Source organism: Frondihabitans sp. VKM Ac-2883 (assembly GCF_015350875.1).
Classification (GTDB): Bacteria; Actinomycetota; Actinomycetes; order Actinomycetales; family Microbacteriaceae; genus Frondihabitans.
The window spans coordinates 95,267-114,021 of sequence record NZ_JADKSF010000007.1 but is presented as its reverse complement, the minus strand read 5'-3'; the positions used below and the strand labels follow the sequence as shown (position 1 = coordinate 114,021).

Annotated in this window: 16 protein-coding genes and 1 pseudogene; 10 read left to right on the top strand and 7 right to left on the bottom strand. The window is 68.9% G+C overall.

Features of this window, described 5'->3' with window-relative positions:
* The first annotated feature begins 28 nt into the window (after positions 1–28).
* On the top strand, positions 29–1,339 hold the full coding sequence (locus tag ITJ49_RS13575) for an ATP-dependent RecD-like DNA helicase (RefSeq protein ID WP_055961427.1): 1,311 nt from the start codon (positions 29–31) through the stop codon (positions 1,337–1,339).
* Between the two features lie 98 nt (positions 1,340–1,437).
* Here the strand turns inward: ITJ49_RS13575 and ITJ49_RS13570 are convergent, their stop codons facing one another.
* The 4 genes from ITJ49_RS13570 to ITJ49_RS13555 all read right to left on the bottom strand — a co-directional run bounded on the left by ITJ49_RS13570 (position 1,438) and on the right by ITJ49_RS13555 (position 5,014).
* On the bottom strand, positions 1,438–2,103 hold the full coding sequence (locus ITJ49_RS13570) for a heme oxygenase (biliverdin-producing) (protein WP_194606149.1): 666 nt from the start codon (positions 2,101–2,103) through the stop codon (positions 1,438–1,440).
* Positions 2,104–2,183: 80 nt separating this feature from the next.
* Positions 2,184–2,609, bottom strand: coding sequence for a DUF4383 domain-containing protein (locus tag ITJ49_RS13565; protein ID WP_055961421.1), 426 nt, complete (start codon positions 2,607–2,609; stop codon positions 2,184–2,186).
* 117 nt (positions 2,610–2,726) lie between these two features.
* Entirely contained in the window at positions 2,727–3,986 is a 1,260-nt protein-coding gene (locus ITJ49_RS13560) for a chloride channel protein (RefSeq protein ID WP_370544523.1), read from the bottom strand.
* Positions 3,983–5,014, bottom strand: a complete 1,032-nt coding sequence (locus tag ITJ49_RS13555; RefSeq protein WP_194606148.1) for a type IV toxin-antitoxin system AbiEi family antitoxin domain-containing protein — start codon at positions 5,012–5,014, stop codon at positions 3,983–3,985. The genes ITJ49_RS13560 and ITJ49_RS13555 overlap by 4 nt, the downstream gene beginning before the upstream one ends.
* 458 nt (positions 5,015–5,472) lie before the next feature.
* Between ITJ49_RS13555 and ITJ49_RS13550 the strand changes: the two genes are divergently transcribed.
* Together ITJ49_RS13550 and ITJ49_RS13545 are read left to right on the top strand one after the other, a co-directional pair.
* Positions 5,473–6,438 carry a glycoside hydrolase family 6 protein gene (locus ITJ49_RS13550; protein ID WP_228514485.1) on the top strand — a complete coding sequence of 322 codons (966 nt, stop codon included), beginning with the start codon at positions 5,473–5,475 and terminating at the stop codon, positions 6,436–6,438.
* Positions 6,439–6,454: 16 nt separating this feature from the next.
* A complete protein-coding gene (locus ITJ49_RS13545; protein WP_194606146.1) occupies positions 6,455–7,246 on the top strand; it encodes an oxygenase MpaB family protein in 792 nt (263 codons plus the stop codon).
* 386 nt (positions 7,247–7,632) lie between these two features.
* Here ITJ49_RS13545 and ITJ49_RS13540 read toward each other — a convergent pair whose 3' ends face one another.
* Both ITJ49_RS13540 and ITJ49_RS13535 read right to left on the bottom strand, forming a co-directional pair.
* On the bottom strand, positions 7,633–8,637 hold the full coding sequence (locus ITJ49_RS13540) for a ketopantoate reductase family protein (protein ID WP_194606145.1): 1,005 nt from the start codon (positions 8,635–8,637) through the stop codon (positions 7,633–7,635).
* 45 nt (positions 8,638–8,682) lie between these two features.
* Positions 8,683–9,291, bottom strand: coding sequence for a helix-turn-helix domain-containing protein (locus ITJ49_RS13535; RefSeq protein WP_055961404.1), 609 nt, complete (start codon positions 9,289–9,291; stop codon positions 8,683–8,685).
* 190 nt (positions 9,292–9,481) lie between these two features.
* Between ITJ49_RS13535 and ITJ49_RS13530 the strand changes: the two genes are divergently transcribed.
* Together ITJ49_RS13530 and ITJ49_RS13525 are read left to right on the top strand one after the other, a co-directional pair.
* The gene (locus ITJ49_RS13530; protein WP_228514484.1) at positions 9,482–11,176 is read left to right on the top strand and encodes an NCS1 family nucleobase:cation symporter-1; all 1,695 of its coding nucleotides are present in this window, start codon (positions 9,482–9,484) and stop codon (positions 11,174–11,176) included.
* Positions 11,176–11,916 carry an aspartate/glutamate racemase family protein gene (locus ITJ49_RS13525; protein ID WP_194606144.1) on the top strand — a complete coding sequence of 247 codons (741 nt, stop codon included), beginning with the start codon at positions 11,176–11,178 and terminating at the stop codon, positions 11,914–11,916. Before ITJ49_RS13530 ends, ITJ49_RS13525 begins: the two co-directional genes overlap by 1 nt.
* Positions 11,917–12,013: 97 nt before the next feature.
* Here the strand turns inward: ITJ49_RS13525 and ITJ49_RS13520 are convergent, their stop codons facing one another.
* Positions 12,014–13,117 carry a calcium:proton antiporter gene (locus tag ITJ49_RS13520; protein ID WP_194606142.1) on the bottom strand — a complete coding sequence of 368 codons (1,104 nt, stop codon included), beginning with the start codon at positions 13,115–13,117 and terminating at the stop codon, positions 12,014–12,016.
* Between the two features lie 76 nt (positions 13,118–13,193).
* Between ITJ49_RS13520 and ITJ49_RS13515 the strand changes: the two genes are divergently transcribed.
* The 5 genes and pseudogenes from ITJ49_RS13515 to ITJ49_RS13495 all read left to right on the top strand — a co-directional run bounded on the left by ITJ49_RS13515 (position 13,194) and on the right by ITJ49_RS13495 (position 18,711).
* Positions 13,194–13,457 (top strand): antitoxin, encoded by a 264-nt coding sequence (locus tag ITJ49_RS13515; RefSeq protein WP_370544522.1) that lies wholly within the window; start codon positions 13,194–13,196, stop codon positions 13,455–13,457.
* 217 nt (positions 13,458–13,674) lie between these two features.
* Positions 13,675–15,051, top strand: coding sequence for an MFS transporter (locus ITJ49_RS13510; RefSeq protein WP_370544521.1), 1,377 nt, complete (start codon positions 13,675–13,677; stop codon positions 15,049–15,051).
* 426 nt (positions 15,052–15,477) lie between these two features.
* Positions 15,478–15,891, top strand: a pseudogene (locus ITJ49_RS13505) (DedA family protein); the annotation flags it as partial.
* A gap of 337 nt (positions 15,892–16,228) precedes the next feature.
* On the top strand, positions 16,229–17,287 hold the full coding sequence (locus ITJ49_RS13500) for a LacI family DNA-binding transcriptional regulator (RefSeq protein WP_194606140.1): 1,059 nt from the start codon (positions 16,229–16,231) through the stop codon (positions 17,285–17,287).
* A gap of 98 nt (positions 17,288–17,385) precedes the next feature.
* Positions 17,386–18,711 (top strand): ABC transporter substrate-binding protein, encoded by a 1,326-nt coding sequence (locus ITJ49_RS13495; RefSeq protein WP_194606138.1) that lies wholly within the window; start codon positions 17,386–17,388, stop codon positions 18,709–18,711.
* Positions 18,712–18,755: the final 44 nt, after the last annotated feature.

Sequence of the window (18,755 nt, the reverse complement as noted above, 5' to 3'; positions counted from 1 at the left end):
TTGGAGGTGTGAACGAAAGGGGTGACGCATGAGTCCAGCCCCCGAGCTGTCGGCCGAGCAGGCCGCGGTCTACGACGCGATCGAGAACACCCGCGAGCACATCTTCGTGACGGGCCGGGCCGGCACCGGCAAATCGACGTTGCTCAACCACCTGTCGTGGAACACCTCCAAGCAGATCGTCATCTGCGCCCCGACCGGTGTCGCGGCGCTCAACGTCGGCGGCCAGACGATCCACTCGCTGTTCCGACTGCCGATCGGCCTCATCGCCGACCACGACATCGAGCAGAACGCCGAGCTGCGCAAACTGCTCAACACCATCGACACCCTCGTGATCGACGAGGTCTCGATGGTGAACGCCGACCTCCTCGACGCCATCGACCGGTCGCTCCGCCAGGCTCGACAGCGACGTAATGAGGCCTTCGGCGGAGTGCAGGTGGTGCTTTTCGGCGACCCGTACCAGCTCGCGCCGGTGCCCGGCGATCCCGAAGAGCGCGCCTACTTCCGAGATCACTACCGCTCGATGTGGTTCTTCGACGCGCACGTCTGGGACGACGCGTCGCTGCGCATCCTCGAGCTTGCGTTCATCCACCGACAGAGCGACGCCGGATTCAAAGAAATGTTGAACGCCGTGCGTCACGGCCGTGTCACCGCCGAGATCGCCGGCGCACTCAACCAGGCCGGCGCCCGCGAGCTGCCCACCGACGGCGGTGCCATCACCCTCGCCACGCGCAACGACACCGTCGCGCGCATCAACAAGCTCGAGCTCTCGCGCCTCCCCGGCACCATCAAGACCGCCAAGGCCGATGTCACCGGCGACTTCGGCGGTCGTACGTTCCCGGCCGACGACGCCCTCGAACTCAAGCCCGGGGCGCAGGTCATGTTCCTCCGCAACGACTCCGAGCAGCGCTGGGTCAACGGGTCGGTGGGCGTCGTCACCCGCATCCGCGACACCGTGTTCGTCGAGCTCGACGGCGAAGAGGTCGAGGTGCAGCCCGCGGTCTGGGAGAAGTACAAGTACAGCTACTCGGCCACGACCAAAGAGCTCAAGAAAGACATCGTCGCTGAGTTCCAACAGTTTCCTCTGCGCCTGGCCTGGGCCGTGACGATCCACAAGTCGCAGGGCAAGACCTACGACCGAGCGATCGTCGACCTCGGATCGCGCGTCTTCAGCGCCGGGCAGACCTACGTCGCGCTCAGCCGCATCACCTCGCTCGACGGCCTCTACCTGTCGCGGCCTCTCCGGCCGGCCGACATCATCGTCGACCTCGACGTACGGCGGTTCATGTCGCAGGCGACGAGGGTGCCGGCGATCCAGGCGGAGACGATAGCGAAGTCGTAGCGGCGCGGGGGTGGCCGGATCCTTATGGGCTGGCCTGCTCTGGTGTGGTTTGATCTGGACTGGCCCGCTCCGGCGTGCGGTGCTTGCCGGGCGTCGCTTCAGGCGGCGCGGACAGCCCGACCGTCGAGCTCGGCGAAGAGACTCTCGGTCAGGTCGTGCGCCGTCTGCGCCTCGTCGATGACGAGCTGCTGCTCGTTCGCCGACCATCCGACATTGTCGAGCTGGCGACGGTAGGTCGACTTGAATTCCTTCGGCTTGGCGATATCGGCGAAGACGTAGAAGCCGATGCCGTTCGTGTCGAAGCCGAACTGCCGCTGCATGATCGAGCGGATGATCGCGCAACCCGACAGATCGCCGAGATAGCGGGTGTAGTGGTGGGCGACGAAACCGCCGGTGCTCACGGCCGCAACGCGCTCGATTCGGTCGACGTACCGGAGAGTCGTCGGCATGGGTGCGATCTCGCTCTGCCAGCCCTCGCCGAGCAGGAAGCGAAGGTCTTCGCGGATCGCCGGCAACCGGGTCAGCGACGGCGACATGAACATCGCCGCGACCGGATCGGAACGCCTGGCCTCCGCCGCGCGCTCGAGGGCGCCGTAAACGAAGAAGTTCTGAGCGACCATCGCGATGTAGTCATCGCGGGTACGGCGGCCGGTGAGCAGATCGGACATGAAGCGCTCGGATGCCCCGGGGCCGGACGCTCCCACCCCGGACACGGGGCGCGTGCCACGATCGCGCAGCGCCTGGGAGAACGGGATGGTCGACATGGGCCCTCCTCGGTCGGGGTTAGGTGACCCTAACCTTAGCCCGAGTGGACGTGTGGCACCAGACCTCAGAACCGAGCGTTTCAGGCCTTCGCGACAGCGGCGGACGGGGCCCGCAGAATCACCTTGTCGGCACCGAGACCGGCAGCGAGGAGGGCAAGGCCGACGACCAGGTGGAGCAGGATCGTCGGGGTGTTCAGCGCGAAGATGTTGGCACCCGTGTGAGCGATGCCGAAGCCGACCAGCGCGAAGACGACCAGGCCGAGGCCAAACAAGATGTTGAAGACCTTCGCCGGACGGACCCCGCCGAGACCCGCGAGGAGAAGGACTGCCCCGAGGAGCACGTGGATCAGGCTAAGGAAGCCGTTCGCGGCGAAGAGGCCGATCAGAACGCCGCCCTCTGCGGTAGCGAACGGGTACGGCGTCGCCAGGAAGAATCCGAACAGCCCGACCAGCAGGAGGACGATACCGAAGATCGTGCTGAGCAGGCGGTTGGGCGAGTGGATCATTGGTCCTCCAGAAAGCGGTGTGGGGAAAGCCTACTTGGCGGGGTCGGCGTCAGGCGACGCCTGGGGTCGACGTGCGCGGCGCCGGTGGTTGCCGTGCCACGGCGCCTCGGGTCGGCGTCAAGCGACGCCCTCGCCGCGCGGGGTCTTGGCCCAGTCACGGCGACGGGTTGTCATGTAGCCGACCATGACGGATCCTGCGATTGCCAGCAACGCCGGCACCAGAATCGCCTGGCCCTGACCGGTGAACTCGACGACCAGAACGAGGGCGGTCAGAGGAGCCCGCATCGACCCGGCCAGAAATGCGGCTGCCGCGACGAACGCGAACGCCGAGATGCTCGAACCCGGCCAGAGCAGCAGCCAGAAGCCGCCCAGCCCGGCGCCGAGACCCGCGCCGAGAGCCAGTGACGGCGTGAGGGTGCCGCCGGCCGCGCCCGCGCCGATCGTGCTGATGGTCGAGATGAACTTGAGCGCGACGACCAGCAGGATCAGCAGCAACGGAGCCGTGCCGGTGAAGCCCAGCTGGCCGAGAGCCCGACCGTTGCCGAGGATCTCGGGGAACCAGATCGAGAGCACGCCGACCAGGGTGAAGATCACGGGCATGACGATGAGGATCAGCCAGTTCTTCGGGCGGATGGCTCCGGCCCACTTCGCCAGGACGACGAAACCCAGAGCGGCGAAACCGACCACCGGGCCCGCGATGATCGACCAGACGATGAGGCTCGGGCTGAGCTCGAGAGGCGGAACGGTATAAAGCGGCGCCGGACTGGTGACCAGTCGAGCGACCAGCGCTGCGATGGCCGACGTCGCGATCGCGGGGAGGACGGTCGCGATACTGAGCTCGGCCAGAAGGATCTCGACGGCGAAGACGGCCCCGCCCAACGGCACGTCGTAGACCGCTGCGAGTCCCGCGCCCGCGCCGCACGCCACCAGGATCTTCGCTTCGCGGGCCGTCACGCCCGTCTTGCGCGTGATCCACTGCGCCACCAGGGCGGCGAGCTCGCGCGGCGCCACCTCGCGCCCGATGCTCGCACCCAAGCCGACGATGATGATCTGCAACGAGATGTTGCCCAGGCTCGACCACAGGGGCATGCGCTTGCCGGTGACTGCATCTTCGACGCTGACCACCTTCGTGCCCCACTTGCGGAGGGCCCACCAGCCGAAACCGCCGATCGTGCCCGCGAGGAAGAGCGCGAACACCTTGAGCTCGCTGCTGGGCGTGGGCAGCTCGTCGAGAAACGAGCCCTCGCCGAAGCCGTAGGTCACGTGCTCCAGCAGATGTAGCAGCCAGCTGACGACCATGCCGCTCAGGCCGCTGCCGATGCCGACGAGGACGGTGACGAGGGCCAGGCGGAGCAGCCAGCGCGAGGGGGAGGTCACCAGACGATGGTAGCGATGCGCGAGGGTGCGCTCCGCCGCGAGCGGCCGGGGCGGCTGGTGCCTGTGCCAGCACCCGCGCTGGCGCCCGGCGGCAATTCAGGCTTGGGGCGCCTCCGGCAAGGCAGGGCCCAGAGGCGCGGGCCTCTGCGAGGCGGCCGCGGCCCCGGGCCTGAATTGCCGACGCCGACGCGAGCACCACTCTCGCGGTGGTTCGAGGCCGCTGTCTCGACGGCGAGCAGCACGCGCTCCCACCCGTGACGGACCATCCGGTAGCTGGCGCGGATGGCCGCCCGCCCCTCGATGATGATCTCGAGATCTTTGCAGCGATCCTTCTCGAACGAGTCCTGATGGAACGACCGGCCATCCAATTCGAGGCCGACGACACCGTCGACCACGATGTCGATGGCCTTGTTCCGGTCGACGGGCACCTGGGTCTCGACGTCATGGCCGGCTCGGCGAAACCGAGTGCGGCTGATGCTCTCGATGATGCTCTGGCACTTCTCGTCGACCCAGTCGACGATTCCCTGCACGTCTCGCGGGAGCCCCTCGACCAGCGCAGAAATCTCGCCGATGCCGAGATGCTCGGTGTACAACGCCCAGTCGAGAACGGCGACTACCTCCTCGAAGGGCAGCTCGAGAAGGGCCTCACGCAGGGCATCCCGCAGCCCCACGGAGTGGTTGGTGCCTCGCTCGGCGACCTCGGGGGGATCCCACACCACCCGAACCCGACTCGCCCGACGCAGGCGACTCGCGTTCTTCGGCACCGACACCGTGATGCGGGGCTCGTGCCACAGCCAGGCGCCCATCGATTGAAGAGCTGATGCGCCGGTCAGGCGACCACCGACCTGCACCGCGATGAACCTCGGGTCGTGAGGGGGCCAGGTCGAGTACCAGCCGCGCCTCGGCCGTCGCACCTCACCCTTACGGACGGCCCAGGTGAGGTGCCGATCGTGAGCGCCCTTCTCGACGAGTTGACGTTTGTGCAGGAGGCCGCCGTGCAAGTGGACGAGCCCGGAGATGGAAGTCATGCATCCACGGTGTGGGAACGGCGTCCTTCTGTGCCGCGGTGACGTTGATCTGGGGAGAACGGCGTCGAGGGAGGGCCCTGGGGAGGCGAGGATGAGGCCGCCCCGACGCGGCCCCGGCTGGGTGGCCCGTTGGCAAATCAGGCCATAAGCGCGCCGCTGCGGAGGCGGGCCCAGGCTCGCGGGGGTGTGAGGGCGGCACGCTGCATATGGCCTGATTTGCCGACGACGGGGGTGAGGGCTGAGGTGCCACGGGGCTGACAACGGACGCGAGGCGGGAGGCGCGAGGTGCCGCTGGGCGGTGTGTCGCGGGGCCGACGAGACGAGGGGCCGCGATTGGCGAGGGGGCGTGTCAGGGCCAAGGCCCACGGCGCGCGGTCCCCCGAAGTGCGGCTACCCGGCCCCCTCGCATAGTGCTGAGGTGAGCTCACCAACTTGGCCTTTACACGATGCGGACCCCCATGCCACGCCTGATCGCAGCTCTCGCCGCACTCGCGCTTCTCGCCGTGGCCGCTGCCACCCCGGCGAACGCCGCCACCAGCATCCAGACCGCGCCGAACACCGTCGTCCTCGCCGGAGGCCTCTACAACCAGGTCGACAGCGTCGCCGCAAAGCGTGCCGCGGAGCTCCGAGCGGCGGGCAACTCGGCCGACGCCGCATCGGCCGCCTACATCGCCCGGCGTCCCGTCGCCATCTGGCTGGGCGACTGGTACACCGGCGACAAATTGGCCGCGTACGTCCTGAAGAATGCACGGGCGGCCGATGCAGCAGGCAAGACGGCCGTCTTCGTCACCTACGCGATTCCAGGGCGCGACTGCGGTGGCTACTCCGCCGGAGGCCTTTCACCGAGCGCCTACGCCGAGTGGAACACCACCATCGCCACGACTCTGAAGGGCCACCACGCCGTCGTGCTGATCGAGCCCGATTCGCTCGGGCACGCCACCACGTGTGCCACGGTCGGCGAGGAGCGCTTCACCCAGCTCAAGTCGGCGGCGGAGCAGTTCGCGGCGAACGGCGTGCCGGCGTACCTCGACGGCGGCAATTCGCGGTGGCTGGCTCCGAGCGTCATGGCCGGCCTGCTGACCAAGGCAGGAATCGCCTCCGCCAGAGGTTTCTACACGAACGTCGCCAACTACGTCGATGTCACGAGCGAGCGCGCCTACGCCGACCAGATCAGCGCGCTGACGGGCGATTCGCACTACGTCATCGACGTGTCGCGCAACGGCCGAGGCTACAGGGGCACGTGGTGCAACGCGCCGGGTGCGGGTCTCGGTCAGGACCCGCACGTGACCGCCGGATCCTCGAATCTCGATGCCCTTCTCTGGGTCAAAACCCCAGGATCCAGCGACGGCACCTGCAACGGAGGCCCCGCGGCCGGCCAGTGGTTCGCGTCGTACGCCACCGCGTTGGTGACGCGCAAGAAGTAGGCGGTAGCGTGCGGCCATGGTCCGTATCGATCCTGTGAGCGAGGCCGTGCTCCTGTTGGGTGCGGGCCGCGCGATTCTGCTGCAGCTGGCGCGACCCGATGTCGGGCACGGTGTCGCGCGGCACAGCGACTTCGCGCGCAATCCGATGGGGCGGCTGCACGGCACGCTCATGTACGTGTATGCGGTGATGGCGGGCACGGAGGCCGACCGCGAGGCAGCCGCCGGGTTCGTCAGCCGCATGCACACGCCCGTGAGGGGGACGGATGAGGGCGTGGTGTACGACGCGCGCGATCCGGAGGCGCAGTTGTGGGTTGCGGCGACGCTGTACGACACGGCGATGAGGATTCATGCGCGCGTGCTGGGGCATCTGCCTGAGGCGGAGGCCGATCGGCTCTACGAGCGGTACGCGGCACTCGGCACCGCGCTCGACGTACCGCCGGGCATGTGGCCGGAGAGTCGCGCGGCGTTTCGGCAGTACTGGGACGACTCCTGCGCGCGGCTCGAGGTCGATGGCACGGTGCGTGAGCAGGCCGAGGCGCTCTGGCGGGCCAGCGAGGCGCCGTGGTGGGTTCGGCGCGTGATGCCGCTGGTGCGTTTCGTGACCGCGGGACTTCTGCCGCCGAGGGTGCGGGCCGAATTCGAGTTGCCGTGGTCGGTCCGGCGTGAGCGCCGGGCCGATCTGCTCTGGCGTGGTGTGGGGGTGGTGTATCCGAGGGTGCCGGGCGTGGTGCGGACGTGGCCTCAGCGGTACTACCTCGGCAGGCTGCGGGGGATCGTGGCTGCGGCGCAGGAGCCGCCGGAGGCTTAGGGGAGGGCATGCCGGGCTGGGGCCCGGTGCCTGGGGCCCGGTGCCTGGGGCCCGGCGCCCAGGGCCCGGCGCCCAGGGCCCGGTGCCTGGCTCCCGGCGCCGTGCGCCGCTCGAGCGCTCTATCACGTCGGCAAATCAGGCCAGAGCCGCGCCGGGTGGGCGGGCGGCTGGACGGGGCGCGGCGTGATCCCGACCGGGACGCCTATAGCCTGAATTGCCAAACCGGCGGAGCGGAGCAAGACCGAGCGGCCCGGAGCAGCGCGAGCACCAGGAGCTGCCCAGGCAACCAGGAGCAGCGCGAGCAACCCGGAGCTGCGCGAGCACCAGGAGCTGCCCGAGCGGCCCACAGCAGCCGGAGCGGCGCAACCAGCCAGCCAGCAGCCCGGTCAGCCCACCTCAGCGAAGAGCCGCCGCAGCTCGTCCGCGGCCCCGGGCCCGACCCGCGCCAACCGCTGCACCTCGGCGTTTAGCGGCGCCGTACGGCCGTGCAGCCGCGCGAGCAGCGCGATCTCGCCGTTCAGGTAGTCGGTCTCGATGGATCCGCCGCGCTGGACGGACTGCCACGAGGAGCCGCCAAGCTCATCGGGTGCGCCCGGCACCGGCCGGATGTCAAAGGCGTTGCCGCGCCGCTCGGCTTCTGCGGCGTCGGACGGCCACGAGATGCCGAGCGAGTGGTAGAGCTCGACGGCCTCGGCCTCGAGGGCGCCGTGGATGGCGCCAGCTGACGGATCGGACGGACCGAGAATCGCCTGGACGGCGTTGCCGAGGTTCGACAGGAGCTTGCGGTGCTTCCAGCGCATCACGTCGTCGTCGATGAAGACGCGGAAGCCGGCCGCCTCCCAGTCGGCCTCGAGGGTCGCCAGTAGGTCGAGGTCAGCGTTGGATGCCACTGCGCCGAACCGCCCGATGATGAAGGTGCCGCTCGACGGCGCGATGCGGACCAGCACCTCTCCCGGCACGAGGTGCACGCCTGGCAGCCATACGCACACCCCGAAGACGCGATCGAAGTAGCGGGAAGCGATGCGTTCGCCTTCGAGTCCGTTGAGGGCGACCAGCAGCGGCAGTGACGAGCCGGCGGTTCCGGCCACGGCGTCGCCCGAGTAGACGGGCCGATCGACCCAGTCGCGCAGTGCCTCGTCGAGCGACTGCGTCTTGGTTGCGACCACGAGTACGTCGTCGGCCTCCAGGCGTACTTCACCGGGCGAGGCCGCCACCGGCACTCGCACGACGACGTCGCTCTCGGGCGAGCGAATCCGCAACCCATCGGCCGCGATGAGCGCGCCGTGGTCCCCTCTCGCAATGAGCAGGGGCTCGTGGGGCGACCCGTGCTGCGCCAGCCGCGCACCGAGGACTCCGCCGATGGCACCCGCACCGATGATCACGTATCGCATACCCCCACGAAACCACCCGCGCCTGAGCCCGGCGAGAAACGGCCGCTACGAGTGGACGATCAGCCAGGTGGCGACAGCGTCGACCGTGCCGGTGTTGCCCATCCGGTGGGGCAGCGCGCACGGGAACGTGATCGAGTCGCCCGCACGCAGCACCACCCGCTCGTCGGGGAAGTCGATCGTGAGCTCGCCGGCCGTGACCGTGCCGACTTCGTAGCCCTCGTGCGTGATGAGCGTGTCGAGGTCGGTCGCGACCGACCCCGCCGGGTACGTGGACTCGAAGAAGTCGACGCCCGTGGTGGTCGCGGGCGACAGCCGGCGGAACACCACGCCGGTGCCGAGCGTCACCGGCTTCGAGGCGCCGGAGCGGGCGAGCACATACCCCGAAGGATCCGACGGCGCAGCCCCGGCCTCAGGCTCCCCGGTCTCGTCGAACACGTCTGCCAGCGGTCGGCCGAGAACCTGCACGATAGCGAGCAGCCGGCTCACGGACGGTCGTCTGACGCCGCGTTCGATCTGCGAGACGGCGCTCGCCGAGATGTCGAGGGCGTCGGCGAGCTCGCGGAGGGTCAGCCCCGCACCCTTTCGCAGCACCCGGAGCCGTGCGCCGAGGGCCTCGGCATCGAGCTGGCCGACGGACGACATTTCGTCGGTCATGCTCCCCCTTGGGTCGAGAGGGTGTGAAGCAGTTGCTGTCACACGCTTGTTACAAAGGTGAAACGAGGGCGAAAAAGTGAAGCAATAGGTTCATTTTCGAAGGAACATGAACGCCTGCCGGTGCCGAGCATCGGGATCACCAGCACGTCTCTTCCGCCCTCGAAGGGTACCAGCCGCACAGGAGGTTGCTTTGGCAACGAACGTCGTTCCACCCACCACGTCCGCCGATCCGCGCGAGCAGGCGAACGCGCAGGCAAGCCACCAGCCGGGTACGAAGGCAGGCCACCAGACGGGCCTGCAGGCAAGCCAGCAGCCGGGCACGCAGCCCCCGCTCACCGGCCCCCACGACGTCGTCGAAGCCGCCGGTCACCCGGCAGGCAGCGGCCTCGTCAAGCCCGAGTACGACCCCCGCCTCACCAACGAAGACCTGGCTCCCCTCCGCAAGCAGACCTGGGGCGGCTACAACTTCTTCGCCTTCTGGATGTCGGACGTCCACTCGGTCGGAGGCTACGTCACGGCCGGAAGCCTGTTCGCCCTCGGTATCGCGAGCTGGCAGGTGCTGATTTCCCTGGTCGTCGGGATCCTCATCGTCATGGTCTTTACGAACCTCGTGGCGAAGCCGAGTCAGAAGACCGGCGTGCCGTTCCCGGTGATCAACCGTGCGGTGTTCGGCGTGCTCGGGGCGAACATCCCCGCCATCATCCGCGGGCTGATCGCGATGGCCTGGTACGGCGTGCAGACGTTCCTCGCCGCGCAGTCGCTGAACATCATCTTCTTGAAGTTCATCCCGTCGTCGGCCGCTCTTCTCGACCATTCGTTCCTTGGGCTGAACGCTCTCGGCTGGATCTCGTACGCGATCCTCTGGGTCGCCCAGGCGGCGCTGTTCTGGCGCGGAATGGAGACGATCCGCAAGTTCATCGACTTTGCCGGCCCGGCCGTCTACGTGATCATGATCGCGCTGGCGATCTGCCTCGTGGCGAAGGCCGGATGGGGCAATATCAGCTTGAACCTGTCGGTCGGCGAGCCGCTGCCGCTGAGCGCAGCGATCCCCGTGATGATCTCGGCCGTGGCGATCGTGGTCAGCTACTTCTCGGGCCCGATGCTCAACTTCGGCGACTTCTCGCGCTACGGCAAGAGTTTCACAGCGGTCAAGCGCGGCAACTTCCTGGGGCTCCCGGTGAACTTCCTGTTCTTCTCCATTCTCACGGTGCTCTGCGCTTCGGCGACCGTTCCAGTCTTCGGCCGGCTCATCACTGACCCGATCGAGACGGTGCAGGCGATCGGTGCCCCGTTCGCGATCCTCCTCGGCGGGCTCACCTTCGTCACCGCGACGGTCGGCATCAACATCGTCGCGAACTTCATCTCGCCGGCCTTCGACTTCTCGAACGTGGCGCCGCGAAAGATCTCGTGGCGCATGGGCGGCATGATCGCGGCCGTCGGCTCCGTGCTCCTCACACCGTGGAACTGGTACGGCAACCCCCAGGCCATCCAGTACACGCTGGGAGTGCTTGGCGCTCTGATCGGCCCGCTGTTCGGCCTCCTCATCGCCGGCTACTACCTCGTCGGCAAGCAGCGCGTGGCGGTCGACGACCTCTTCTCGATGGAGCCGACCGGTCGGTACTGGTTCAAGCGCGGCTTCAACCCCAACGCCGTGTGGACCATGGTCATCGCCGGAGGCATCTCGGTCGCCGCGGCGCTCGTGCCGACGATCACCGAGGACCTCGGCGGCCCCGACTTCACCTGGCTCGGCAACTACGGCTGGTTCATCGGCTGTGCTCTCGGCCTTGCCCTGTTCTGGCTCTTCGAGACGCTCTCGCCCCGGATGCCCGAGCTCTCCGCCACCGACGAGACAGTCAACGACGGCACCTTGGAGGAGGCCATCTGATGCTGATCCGCGTCGTCAACCCCAACACCACCGCGAGCATGACCGAGTCGATCGGCCGATGCGCTCGCGAGGTGGCCGGCCCCTCCACCCTGGTCGAGGCGGTGAATCCGAGCATGGGTCCCGCGTCGATCGAGAGCCACTACGAGGAGTCACTCGCCGTTCCGGGCCTGCTTGAGCAGGTGCGCGAGGGGGAGGCCGGCGGCGTGGATGCCTTCGTCGTCGCGTGCTTCGGCGACCCGGGCCTGGACGCGGCGCGCGAGATCGCGTCGGGCCCCGTGCTCGGGATCGCCGAGGCCGCGATGCACGCCGCGGCGATGCTCGGGCGAACGTTCGGCATCGTCACGACCCTCGGTCGCACGACCGGCCGCGCTCACGAGTTGGTCCAGCGCTACGGCTTTGCCGACGTGTGCGTCGCTGTCCGGGCCTGCGAGATCCCGGTGCTGGAACTCGACGACCCCGCCTCCGACGCGTACGGGAAGGTCGTCGCCGAGTGCCGCGAGGTGCTGGCGCTCGGGGCCGACGCCGTCGTGCTCGGCTGCGCCGGGATGGCCGACCTCTGCCACCGTCTCTCCGACGAGATCGGCGCTCCGGTGGTCGACGGGGTCTCGGCCGCGACCGTCTTCGCCGAGTCGCTCGTGCGCCTCCGACTCGCGACCGGCAAGCGCGGCGAGTACGCCACGCCGCCGCTCAAGCCGATGGCGGGGTTGCTGGCCGAATTCGAGCTCGGGGCGCGGGTCTAGCAGGCGCCGCGGGCTAGCAACGACAGAAGCGCAGGATCCGGCGGCTCGCAGTGGGGGCCGCCGGATCCTGCGCTCTCGTGGTCTTCGAACCCGCCGCCTACGGGCTGATCGCCAGGAAGACGAACGCCGCCAGGATGATCAGGTGGATGATGCCCTGCAGCCGGGTCGACCGGCCGGGGGCGACGGTAAGCACGCTTACGAGCAGAGTCAGGGCGAGGAGCACGAGCTGGACCGGGCCGAGGCCGAGCACCAGCGGGCCGTCGAGCCAGATGCTGGCCACCGCGATCGCGGGGATCGTGAGGCCGATGCTGGCGATGGCTGATCCGTAGCCGAGGTTGAGGCTCGTCTGGAGGCGGTTGCCGAGGGCGGCGCGCGAGGCGGCGATGCCCTCGGGCAGCAGCACGATGAACGCGATCACGACACCGACGAAGGTGCTGGGGATTCCGGCGGCGGCGAGGCCCGACTCGATGTTCGGCTGCACGGCATGGCCCAGCTGAACGACGGAGAGCAGCGACACGACCAGGAGAACGAGGCTGATGATCGTGGCCCGGTTCGTCGGCGGGTCGGCGTGGTCGCCCGAGTCGGTGGAATCGAGGCGGGCGTCGGACGGCGGCTTGATCGGCAGGAAGAAGTCGCGGTGACGACCCGTCTGCGTCGACACGAAGGCGAGCCACAGCGCCAGGGCGATGACGGCGACGAATGCCAGCTGGACGCCGGTGAACCGGCCGCCCGAGGCTCCGGTGGTGAACGCGGGCAGCACGAGGGCCGCGCCGGCGAGAGTCGCCACGACGCTGAGCGCCGCGCCGGTGCCCTCGCGATTAAACCGCGGCAGACCGTGCTTCAGCGAGCCGAGGAAGAGCGAGAGGCCCACGATGCCGTTGCAGGTGATCATCACCGCGGCGAAGGCGGTGTCGCGAGCGAGGGTCTCGGTACCGCTGCCGCCCGCGAGCATCAGCGTGATGATGAGGCCGACCTCGATCACGGTCACGGCGACAGCGAGCACGATCGAGCCCAGCGGTTCGCCGACGCGGTGGGCGACGACCTCGGCGTGGTGCACCGCCGAGAGCACGGCGCCGATCAGGATTGCGCCGACGAGAATCGCCACCCCCGTCGACAGATAACGGTGGTACGTCGCGACGACGGCGATCAGTGCGAGTACGGGCATCGCAATTGGTGCGTACGTGCGGATTTTGGCGGCCATGGAACTCCCCTCCAGGTCGGGCTCTCAGCTTACTGGGGGTCGGCTGAGAGGACCCGGGCGGCCGGGGCGGTCTACCGTGTCGACAAACTGCGGGCAGATCGCTCGGAGCAACGCTCGGGAGGGCATCATGGCGGGATTCGACGACATCGCGAAGAAGGCGCAGCAGTTCTTGAACAACGACAAGGTCAAGGGCGCGCTCACGAACGAGAAGGCCGAAGGGGTCAGCGACAAGCTGCTCGACGCCGTGGCAGGGGCGGCCGACAAGGCCACCGGCGGCAAGCACACCGACAAGATCCAGAAGGCGCGCGACGAGGCCGACAAGAAGGTCGGCGACCAGTAGGGCTCTCGGCGGCTGTGCGGCGGGGCGGGCCGTGTGGGCGACTCGGGCCGCGCGGCCGCGTCGGCAACCCGGGCCGCGCGCGGGTGTCGGCAATTCAGGCCATAAGCAGCCCGCCGAGGCTGAGCCCCGCGGCCTTGGGGCGCTCCACGGCGGTGCGTGGCTATGGCCTGAATTGCCGAACCGAACGAGCGCCCCAACCCCGCCGTAGGCTGAACCCGTGAGCACAGAAGCCGTCGAGTCGCCCCCGCGCGAGCCCGGCGTCTTCAGCAGGCAGTACCTCCTGGCCACCCTCGGCATGTGCGCCCTGATCGGCATCGCGGCCTTCGAGGCCCTTGCCGTGACCACCGTGATGCCGACCGTCAGCCGCGAGCTGAACGGCGAGAGCCTCTATTCCCTCGCCTTCGCGGCGCCGCTCGCCACCAGCCTCGTCGGCATGGTCGTCGCCGGCAACTGGGCCGACCGCGCCGGACCGCGCCGGGTCGTGATCACGTCCACGCTGCTCTTCGGCGTTGGCCTGCTGGTCGTGGGGCTCGCGCCGACCATGCTCGTCCTGCTGCTGGGTCGCCTCGTGCAGGGGCTCGGCTCGGGCGCGGTGATCGTCGGCTTGTACGTGCTCGTGTCGCGCGTCTTTCCGGAGCGCCTGCACGCGTCGGTGTTCGCGGGGTTCGCTGCGGCGTGGGTGATTCCGGGGCTGGTCGGCCCGGTGATCGCGGGCACGCTCACCGAGACGGTGGGCTGGCACTGGGTGTTCCTCGGGGCGTTGCTGGCCTCGGTGCCCGCATTCTGCATGGTCGTGCCGACCCTGAAGGGGGTGGTGGGGCCGGCGGGGGAGCCGGTGGCGTGGAGCGTCTCCCGGATCCTGTGGTCCGTTGCCGCGGCGGTCGCCGTCGTCGGCCTCAACCTTTTGTCGGAGGTGCCTCCCGTGGTGGCCGGCCTCGTGACGATCGCCGCGGTCGTGGTGCTCGCCGTGGCGCTGCGGCCGCTGCTGCCGAAGGGCACGCTCGGGGCCCGCGCCGGGGTGCCGACGCTCGTGCTGCTGCGGGGGCTGGCCGGGGCGGCGTTCCTCGGGGGCGACGTGTTCATCCCGTATTTGCTGAGCGCGCAGTACGGCTTCTCGCCGGCCGCGTCTGGCATCACGCTGACGCTCGGTGCCGTGAGCTGGGCGTTCGCGAGCTGGCTGGTCGGCAGGCTGGGCGAGCGGGTGTCGCAGCGGACGGGGATCCAGCTCGGCCTGGTGCTGATCGTCGCCGGAGTGCTCTCGGCGGTTGCAACACCCCTCTGGCATCTCACCCCGGCCGTGATCGTGGTGGGCTGGACGATCACCGGCTTCGGCATGGGGTTCGTCTATCCGCGCTTCTCGGTGCTGGTGCTGCGGTATTCGCACGACGACGAGCGGGGCTTCAACAGCAGTGCGCTCACGATCGCCGACTCGGCGGGGGCCGCGGTGGTGCTCGGTTTGAACGGCGCCGTGTTCGGGCTGCTCGGCGGGTCGAGTGAGCCGGCCGCGTTCGTGGCGTGCTTCGCGGTGGCAGCGGCCGTGGCGGTGCTGGGGCTCGCCGTGAGCGGGCGGGCCGTGCCTCGGCGGACTGCCTGAAGCACGATGCCGATCCGGTCGACGTCGAGGTGGCTCGAGGTCGGTCGGTCGTGAGGCGAGGCGTACGGCGCGACTGAGCCCTGACGTCGGCCCGAATTCCGACGTCATGAGCTCAGCCGCGCCACGCGGCCCGCTGCGAGACCTCGGGTGTCCCACCACCCGTGTTCTCTTGGTTTGATCCAACCAAAGTGAGCGCTCCACCGCAGCCCCCAAGGTGGGTGTCGGCCATGAGGGGGACTCCCGGGGGACGCCGGCGTTCGGCTCTCGGCCAGGTGCACCGAGGGGCCAAGGATCCGGCCGCCGCCGCTCGACCTGCCGCCGAGGTAGGGCTACCCCTACTCGAACCGGGCGGGCAGCCCCGTCGTGCGCTCGCGAGGCCGTCCGTAGCGTCGTCGGTGTCGTGAAAACCAACAGATCGGATCCGACGTGGACGCCCTCACCTCTCTTCTTCTCGCCGGAGCAGCCTCGCCGCTGATCCTGCTCGCCCTCTTCGTGCTGGTGGCCATCGACGGCTTCTTCCCGCCGGTTCCGAGCGAGACCCTGGTGGTCGCGCTGGCGTCGATCGGCTTCGCGACCGGCGCCCCGAACCCGTGGCTGGTACTCCTCGCCGCGGCGGCCGGATCGTTCGTCGGCGACAACATCGCGTTCTGGCTCGGGCGGCGCCTCGGCATCGATCGGTTCGGGTTCACGAGGCGGCCTCGCATGGCCCGGCTGCTGGCACGGGTGCGGGTCACTCTGCGGGAGCGCTCCGCGTCGACGATCCTCACCGCCCGGTTCGTGCCGATCGGACGGGTGGCGGTCAATGTGCTGGCGGGGTCGAGTGGCTTCTCGCGGCGTCGGTTCATGGTGCTGAGCGCGATCTCGGGCGCCCTCTGGGCCGGATACTCGATCGGCATCGGGATCCTCGCCGGTGCGTGGCTGCACGAGCAGCCCCTTCTCGGCGCGGCGGTCGCGGCCGTGGCGGCGCTGGGTATCGGCTTCGTGGTCGACGCCGTCTCGCGTCGCGTCGCTCGCGCGACCGAGGCGCGTCGAGCTCGGCAGGTGCCGCGAACGCCCGCCGTGCGACCGGCCCCGATCGCTCTCGAGATGCCCGCGCCCCCGATGGCGTATCTTCTTGTGCACACACCCCCGAACATCGACCGTTCGCCGATCGTCTCCACTTCGCGAAGGCCCGTCGATGGCGGGCTCAGCCACGGGAGGCACCGCGATGCGGCAGGAGAAGCTCGGGATCCGCGCCGTCGCCGAGGCGGCCGGCGTCTCGGTCACGACCGTCTCGCACGCCCTGAACGGCCGCGGCAAGGTGAGCGACAAGACCCGCGTGCGAGTGCAGCAGATCGCCGCGGAGCTCGGCTACGCCCCCAACCGCATCGCGAGCGCGCTCCGGTCGAGCCGTACGAACCTGATCGGCTTCGTCAGCGAGGAGATCGCGACGACGCCGTACGCCGGCCTGATCCTGGTCGGGGCGCAGGAGGCGGCGGCAGAGCTCGGCCTCATGCTCATGATCATCAACGTCAATCGCGACACCGTCGAAGACGCCCAGATCGACGCGCTTCTGGCCCAGCAGGTCGACGGGCTCATCTTCGCATCGTCGTCGCACCGCATCGTGACGCTCCCGAAGAAGTTCGACCCGGCGCGCACGGTGCTGGTCGACGCGTACGACCCGGGCACGACGAGCCCGACCGTGGTGCCCGACGAGGTGGGGATCGGCGTGTTGGCGACGCGGCATCTCGTCGAAGCGGGGCACCGCAGGATCCTGCACCTCACCGTCGAGGAGGACGTCCCGGCCGTCGGTGGTCGCGAGGAAGGCTACCGGCAGGTGATGGAGGCCGAGGGGCTCGAGTGCGAGATCGTGCGCGTTCCCGGGCCGGCCGATGCCGCTGCGGGGGCGTTCGCGATCGCCCAGGCCAGGCGGGGCCCCGACCGGGCGACCGCCGTGTTCGCCTTCAACGACGAGATGGCGATGGGGGTCTACCAGGAGGTCGTGCTGGCACCGGGCATCACCATTCCCCACGACGTCTCGATCGTCGGCGTCGACGACCTCCGCATCGTCGCGGCCGCCCTGCGCCCCGGGCTCACGACGGTGGCTCTGCCGCACGCCGCGATGGGGCGTCGCGCCGTCGAGCTCTCGGTGCGCCAGTTCCAGCAGGATGCACCCATGGAGGCCTCGGTCGAGCGTCTTCCCGGTCGTCTGGTGGAGCGCGGGTCGGTGGCGGCTCCTGCCGTTACCTTTTCGTGACGTATCGGGACTGGTGGAAAGCTCGTTCGGGGCGTAGCGTCACGGCCAGCGAAATCGTTTTGGTTCTGCACCACTTTCATTGACGAAAGGTCGAAGCAATGAGGCTTCAGAAAAAAATCCTGTCAGCGGTCGCCCTCTCGGCGGCGGCGGCTCTTGCTCTCAGCGGCTGCTCCGGCGGCGGCGGTAGCTCGGCCGGCAGCAACACGGTCACCATCTCGGGCGCCTTCACCGGTGCCCAGGCCACCGCCTTCCAGGCCGACCTGACCAAGTGGGGCAAGACCCAGGGCATCACGGTCAAGTACAGCGGCAGCAACAGCTTCCAGACCGGCATCGTGACGCAGGTCAAGGGCGGGCAGGCTCCCGACCTCGCGATCTTCCCGCAGCCCGGTGTGCTCAAGTCGCTCATCAGCAACAGCATGGTCCCCCTCGACGACCTCGTCGACGTCAAGAGCGTCACGGCCGACGAAGCGCAGGGCCTCCCCGACATCGCGAAGGTCAACGGCAAGACCTACGGTCTTCCCTACTCGATCAACGTGAAGTCGCTGGTCTGGTACAACCCCGCAGCCTTCAAGAAAGCCGGCTACAAGGTGCCCACCACCGACGCCGAACTGCAGGCGCTGCAGTCCAAGATCATCTCGAGCGGCGCCGGCTACCCGTGGTGCGTCGGCATCGCGTCGCAGGGCTCCAACGGCTGGCCGATGACCGACTGGCTCGAAGAGTACGTGCTCCGCTACGGCGGACTGACCCAGTACAACGACTGGATCACGCACAAGGTGAAGTTCGACTCACCGCTGGTCAAGAAGGCCGCGACCAAGGTCGAGTCGATGATCTTCGCCGACGGCGCGGTCAACGGCGGCGGCAAGGCCATGGCCTCGACCGACTTCGGCGCAGCGGGCAACAACCTGTTCGTCTCCGGCGGCAAGGCCAAGGGCCAATGCTTCATGATGCGTCAGGGAACCTTCATCACCGGCTTCTTCCCGAAGGCCATCCAGGCCGAGATCGCCAAGGGCGACACGTCGAACGTCAACGCGTTCACGCTGCCCACCCCGTCTGACGCCGCCACCTCCGGAACCCTCGGCGGCGGTGACCTCGTGTCGGCTTTCAAGAACACGCCCCAGATCAAGAAGGTCGCCAATTACCTCGTCGGCAAGGAGTTCGGCACGAACGGCTACGCGAAAGACTGGTCGGCCTACCTCTCGGCGCATAACGACTTCCCGACCGCGTCGTACGACAGCCCCTTCCAGACCGTCGCCCAGAAGGCTGTCGCCGACTCCAAGGTCTTCGGCTTCGACGCGTCCGACCAGATGCCCGGTGCTGTCGGCGCCGGAACCGAATGGACGAACCTCACCCAGTGGACTGCCGGTCAAGAGAGCCTCGACGACGCTCTGAAGGCGATCGACGCCTCGTGGCCCGCCACTAGCTGATCCACCAGCGGACGGCCGGTGATCGTATCCCTACAGCGATCGCC

Bases quoted from the DNA above. Each gene is read 5' to 3' on its own strand.
- ITJ49_RS13575 (WP_055961427.1), top strand. From the start codon at position 29: ATGAGTCCAGCCCCCGAGCTGTCGGCCGAGCAGGCCGCGGTCTACGAC.
- ITJ49_RS13570 (WP_194606149.1), bottom strand. From the start codon at position 2,103: ATGTCGACCATCCCGTTCTCCCAGGCGCTGCGCGATCGTGGCACGCGC.
- ITJ49_RS13565 (WP_055961421.1), bottom strand. From the start codon at position 2,609: ATGATCCACTCGCCCAACCGCCTGCTCAGCACGATCTTCGGTATCGTC.
- ITJ49_RS13555 (WP_194606148.1), bottom strand. From the start codon at position 5,014: ATGACTTCCATCTCCGGGCTCGTCCACTTGCACGGCGGCCTCCTGCAC.
- ITJ49_RS13550 (WP_228514485.1), top strand. From the start codon at position 5,473: ATGCCACGCCTGATCGCAGCTCTCGCCGCACTCGCGCTTCTCGCCGTG.
- ITJ49_RS13545 (WP_194606146.1), top strand. From the start codon at position 6,455: ATGGTCCGTATCGATCCTGTGAGCGAGGCCGTGCTCCTGTTGGGTGCG.
- ITJ49_RS13540 (WP_194606145.1), bottom strand. From the start codon at position 8,637: ATGCGATACGTGATCATCGGTGCGGGTGCCATCGGCGGAGTCCTCGGT.
- ITJ49_RS13535 (WP_055961404.1), bottom strand. From the start codon at position 9,291: ATGACCGACGAAATGTCGTCCGTCGGCCAGCTCGATGCCGAGGCCCTC.
- ITJ49_RS13525 (WP_194606144.1), top strand. From the start codon at position 11,176: ATGCTGATCCGCGTCGTCAACCCCAACACCACCGCGAGCATGACCGAG.
- ITJ49_RS13520 (WP_194606142.1), bottom strand. From the start codon at position 13,117: ATGGCCGCCAAAATCCGCACGTACGCACCAATTGCGATGCCCGTACTC.
- ITJ49_RS13500 (WP_194606140.1), top strand. From the start codon at position 16,229: ATGGCGGGCTCAGCCACGGGAGGCACCGCGATGCGGCAGGAGAAGCTC.
- ITJ49_RS13495 (WP_194606138.1), top strand. From the start codon at position 17,386: ATGAGGCTTCAGAAAAAAATCCTGTCAGCGGTCGCCCTCTCGGCGGCG.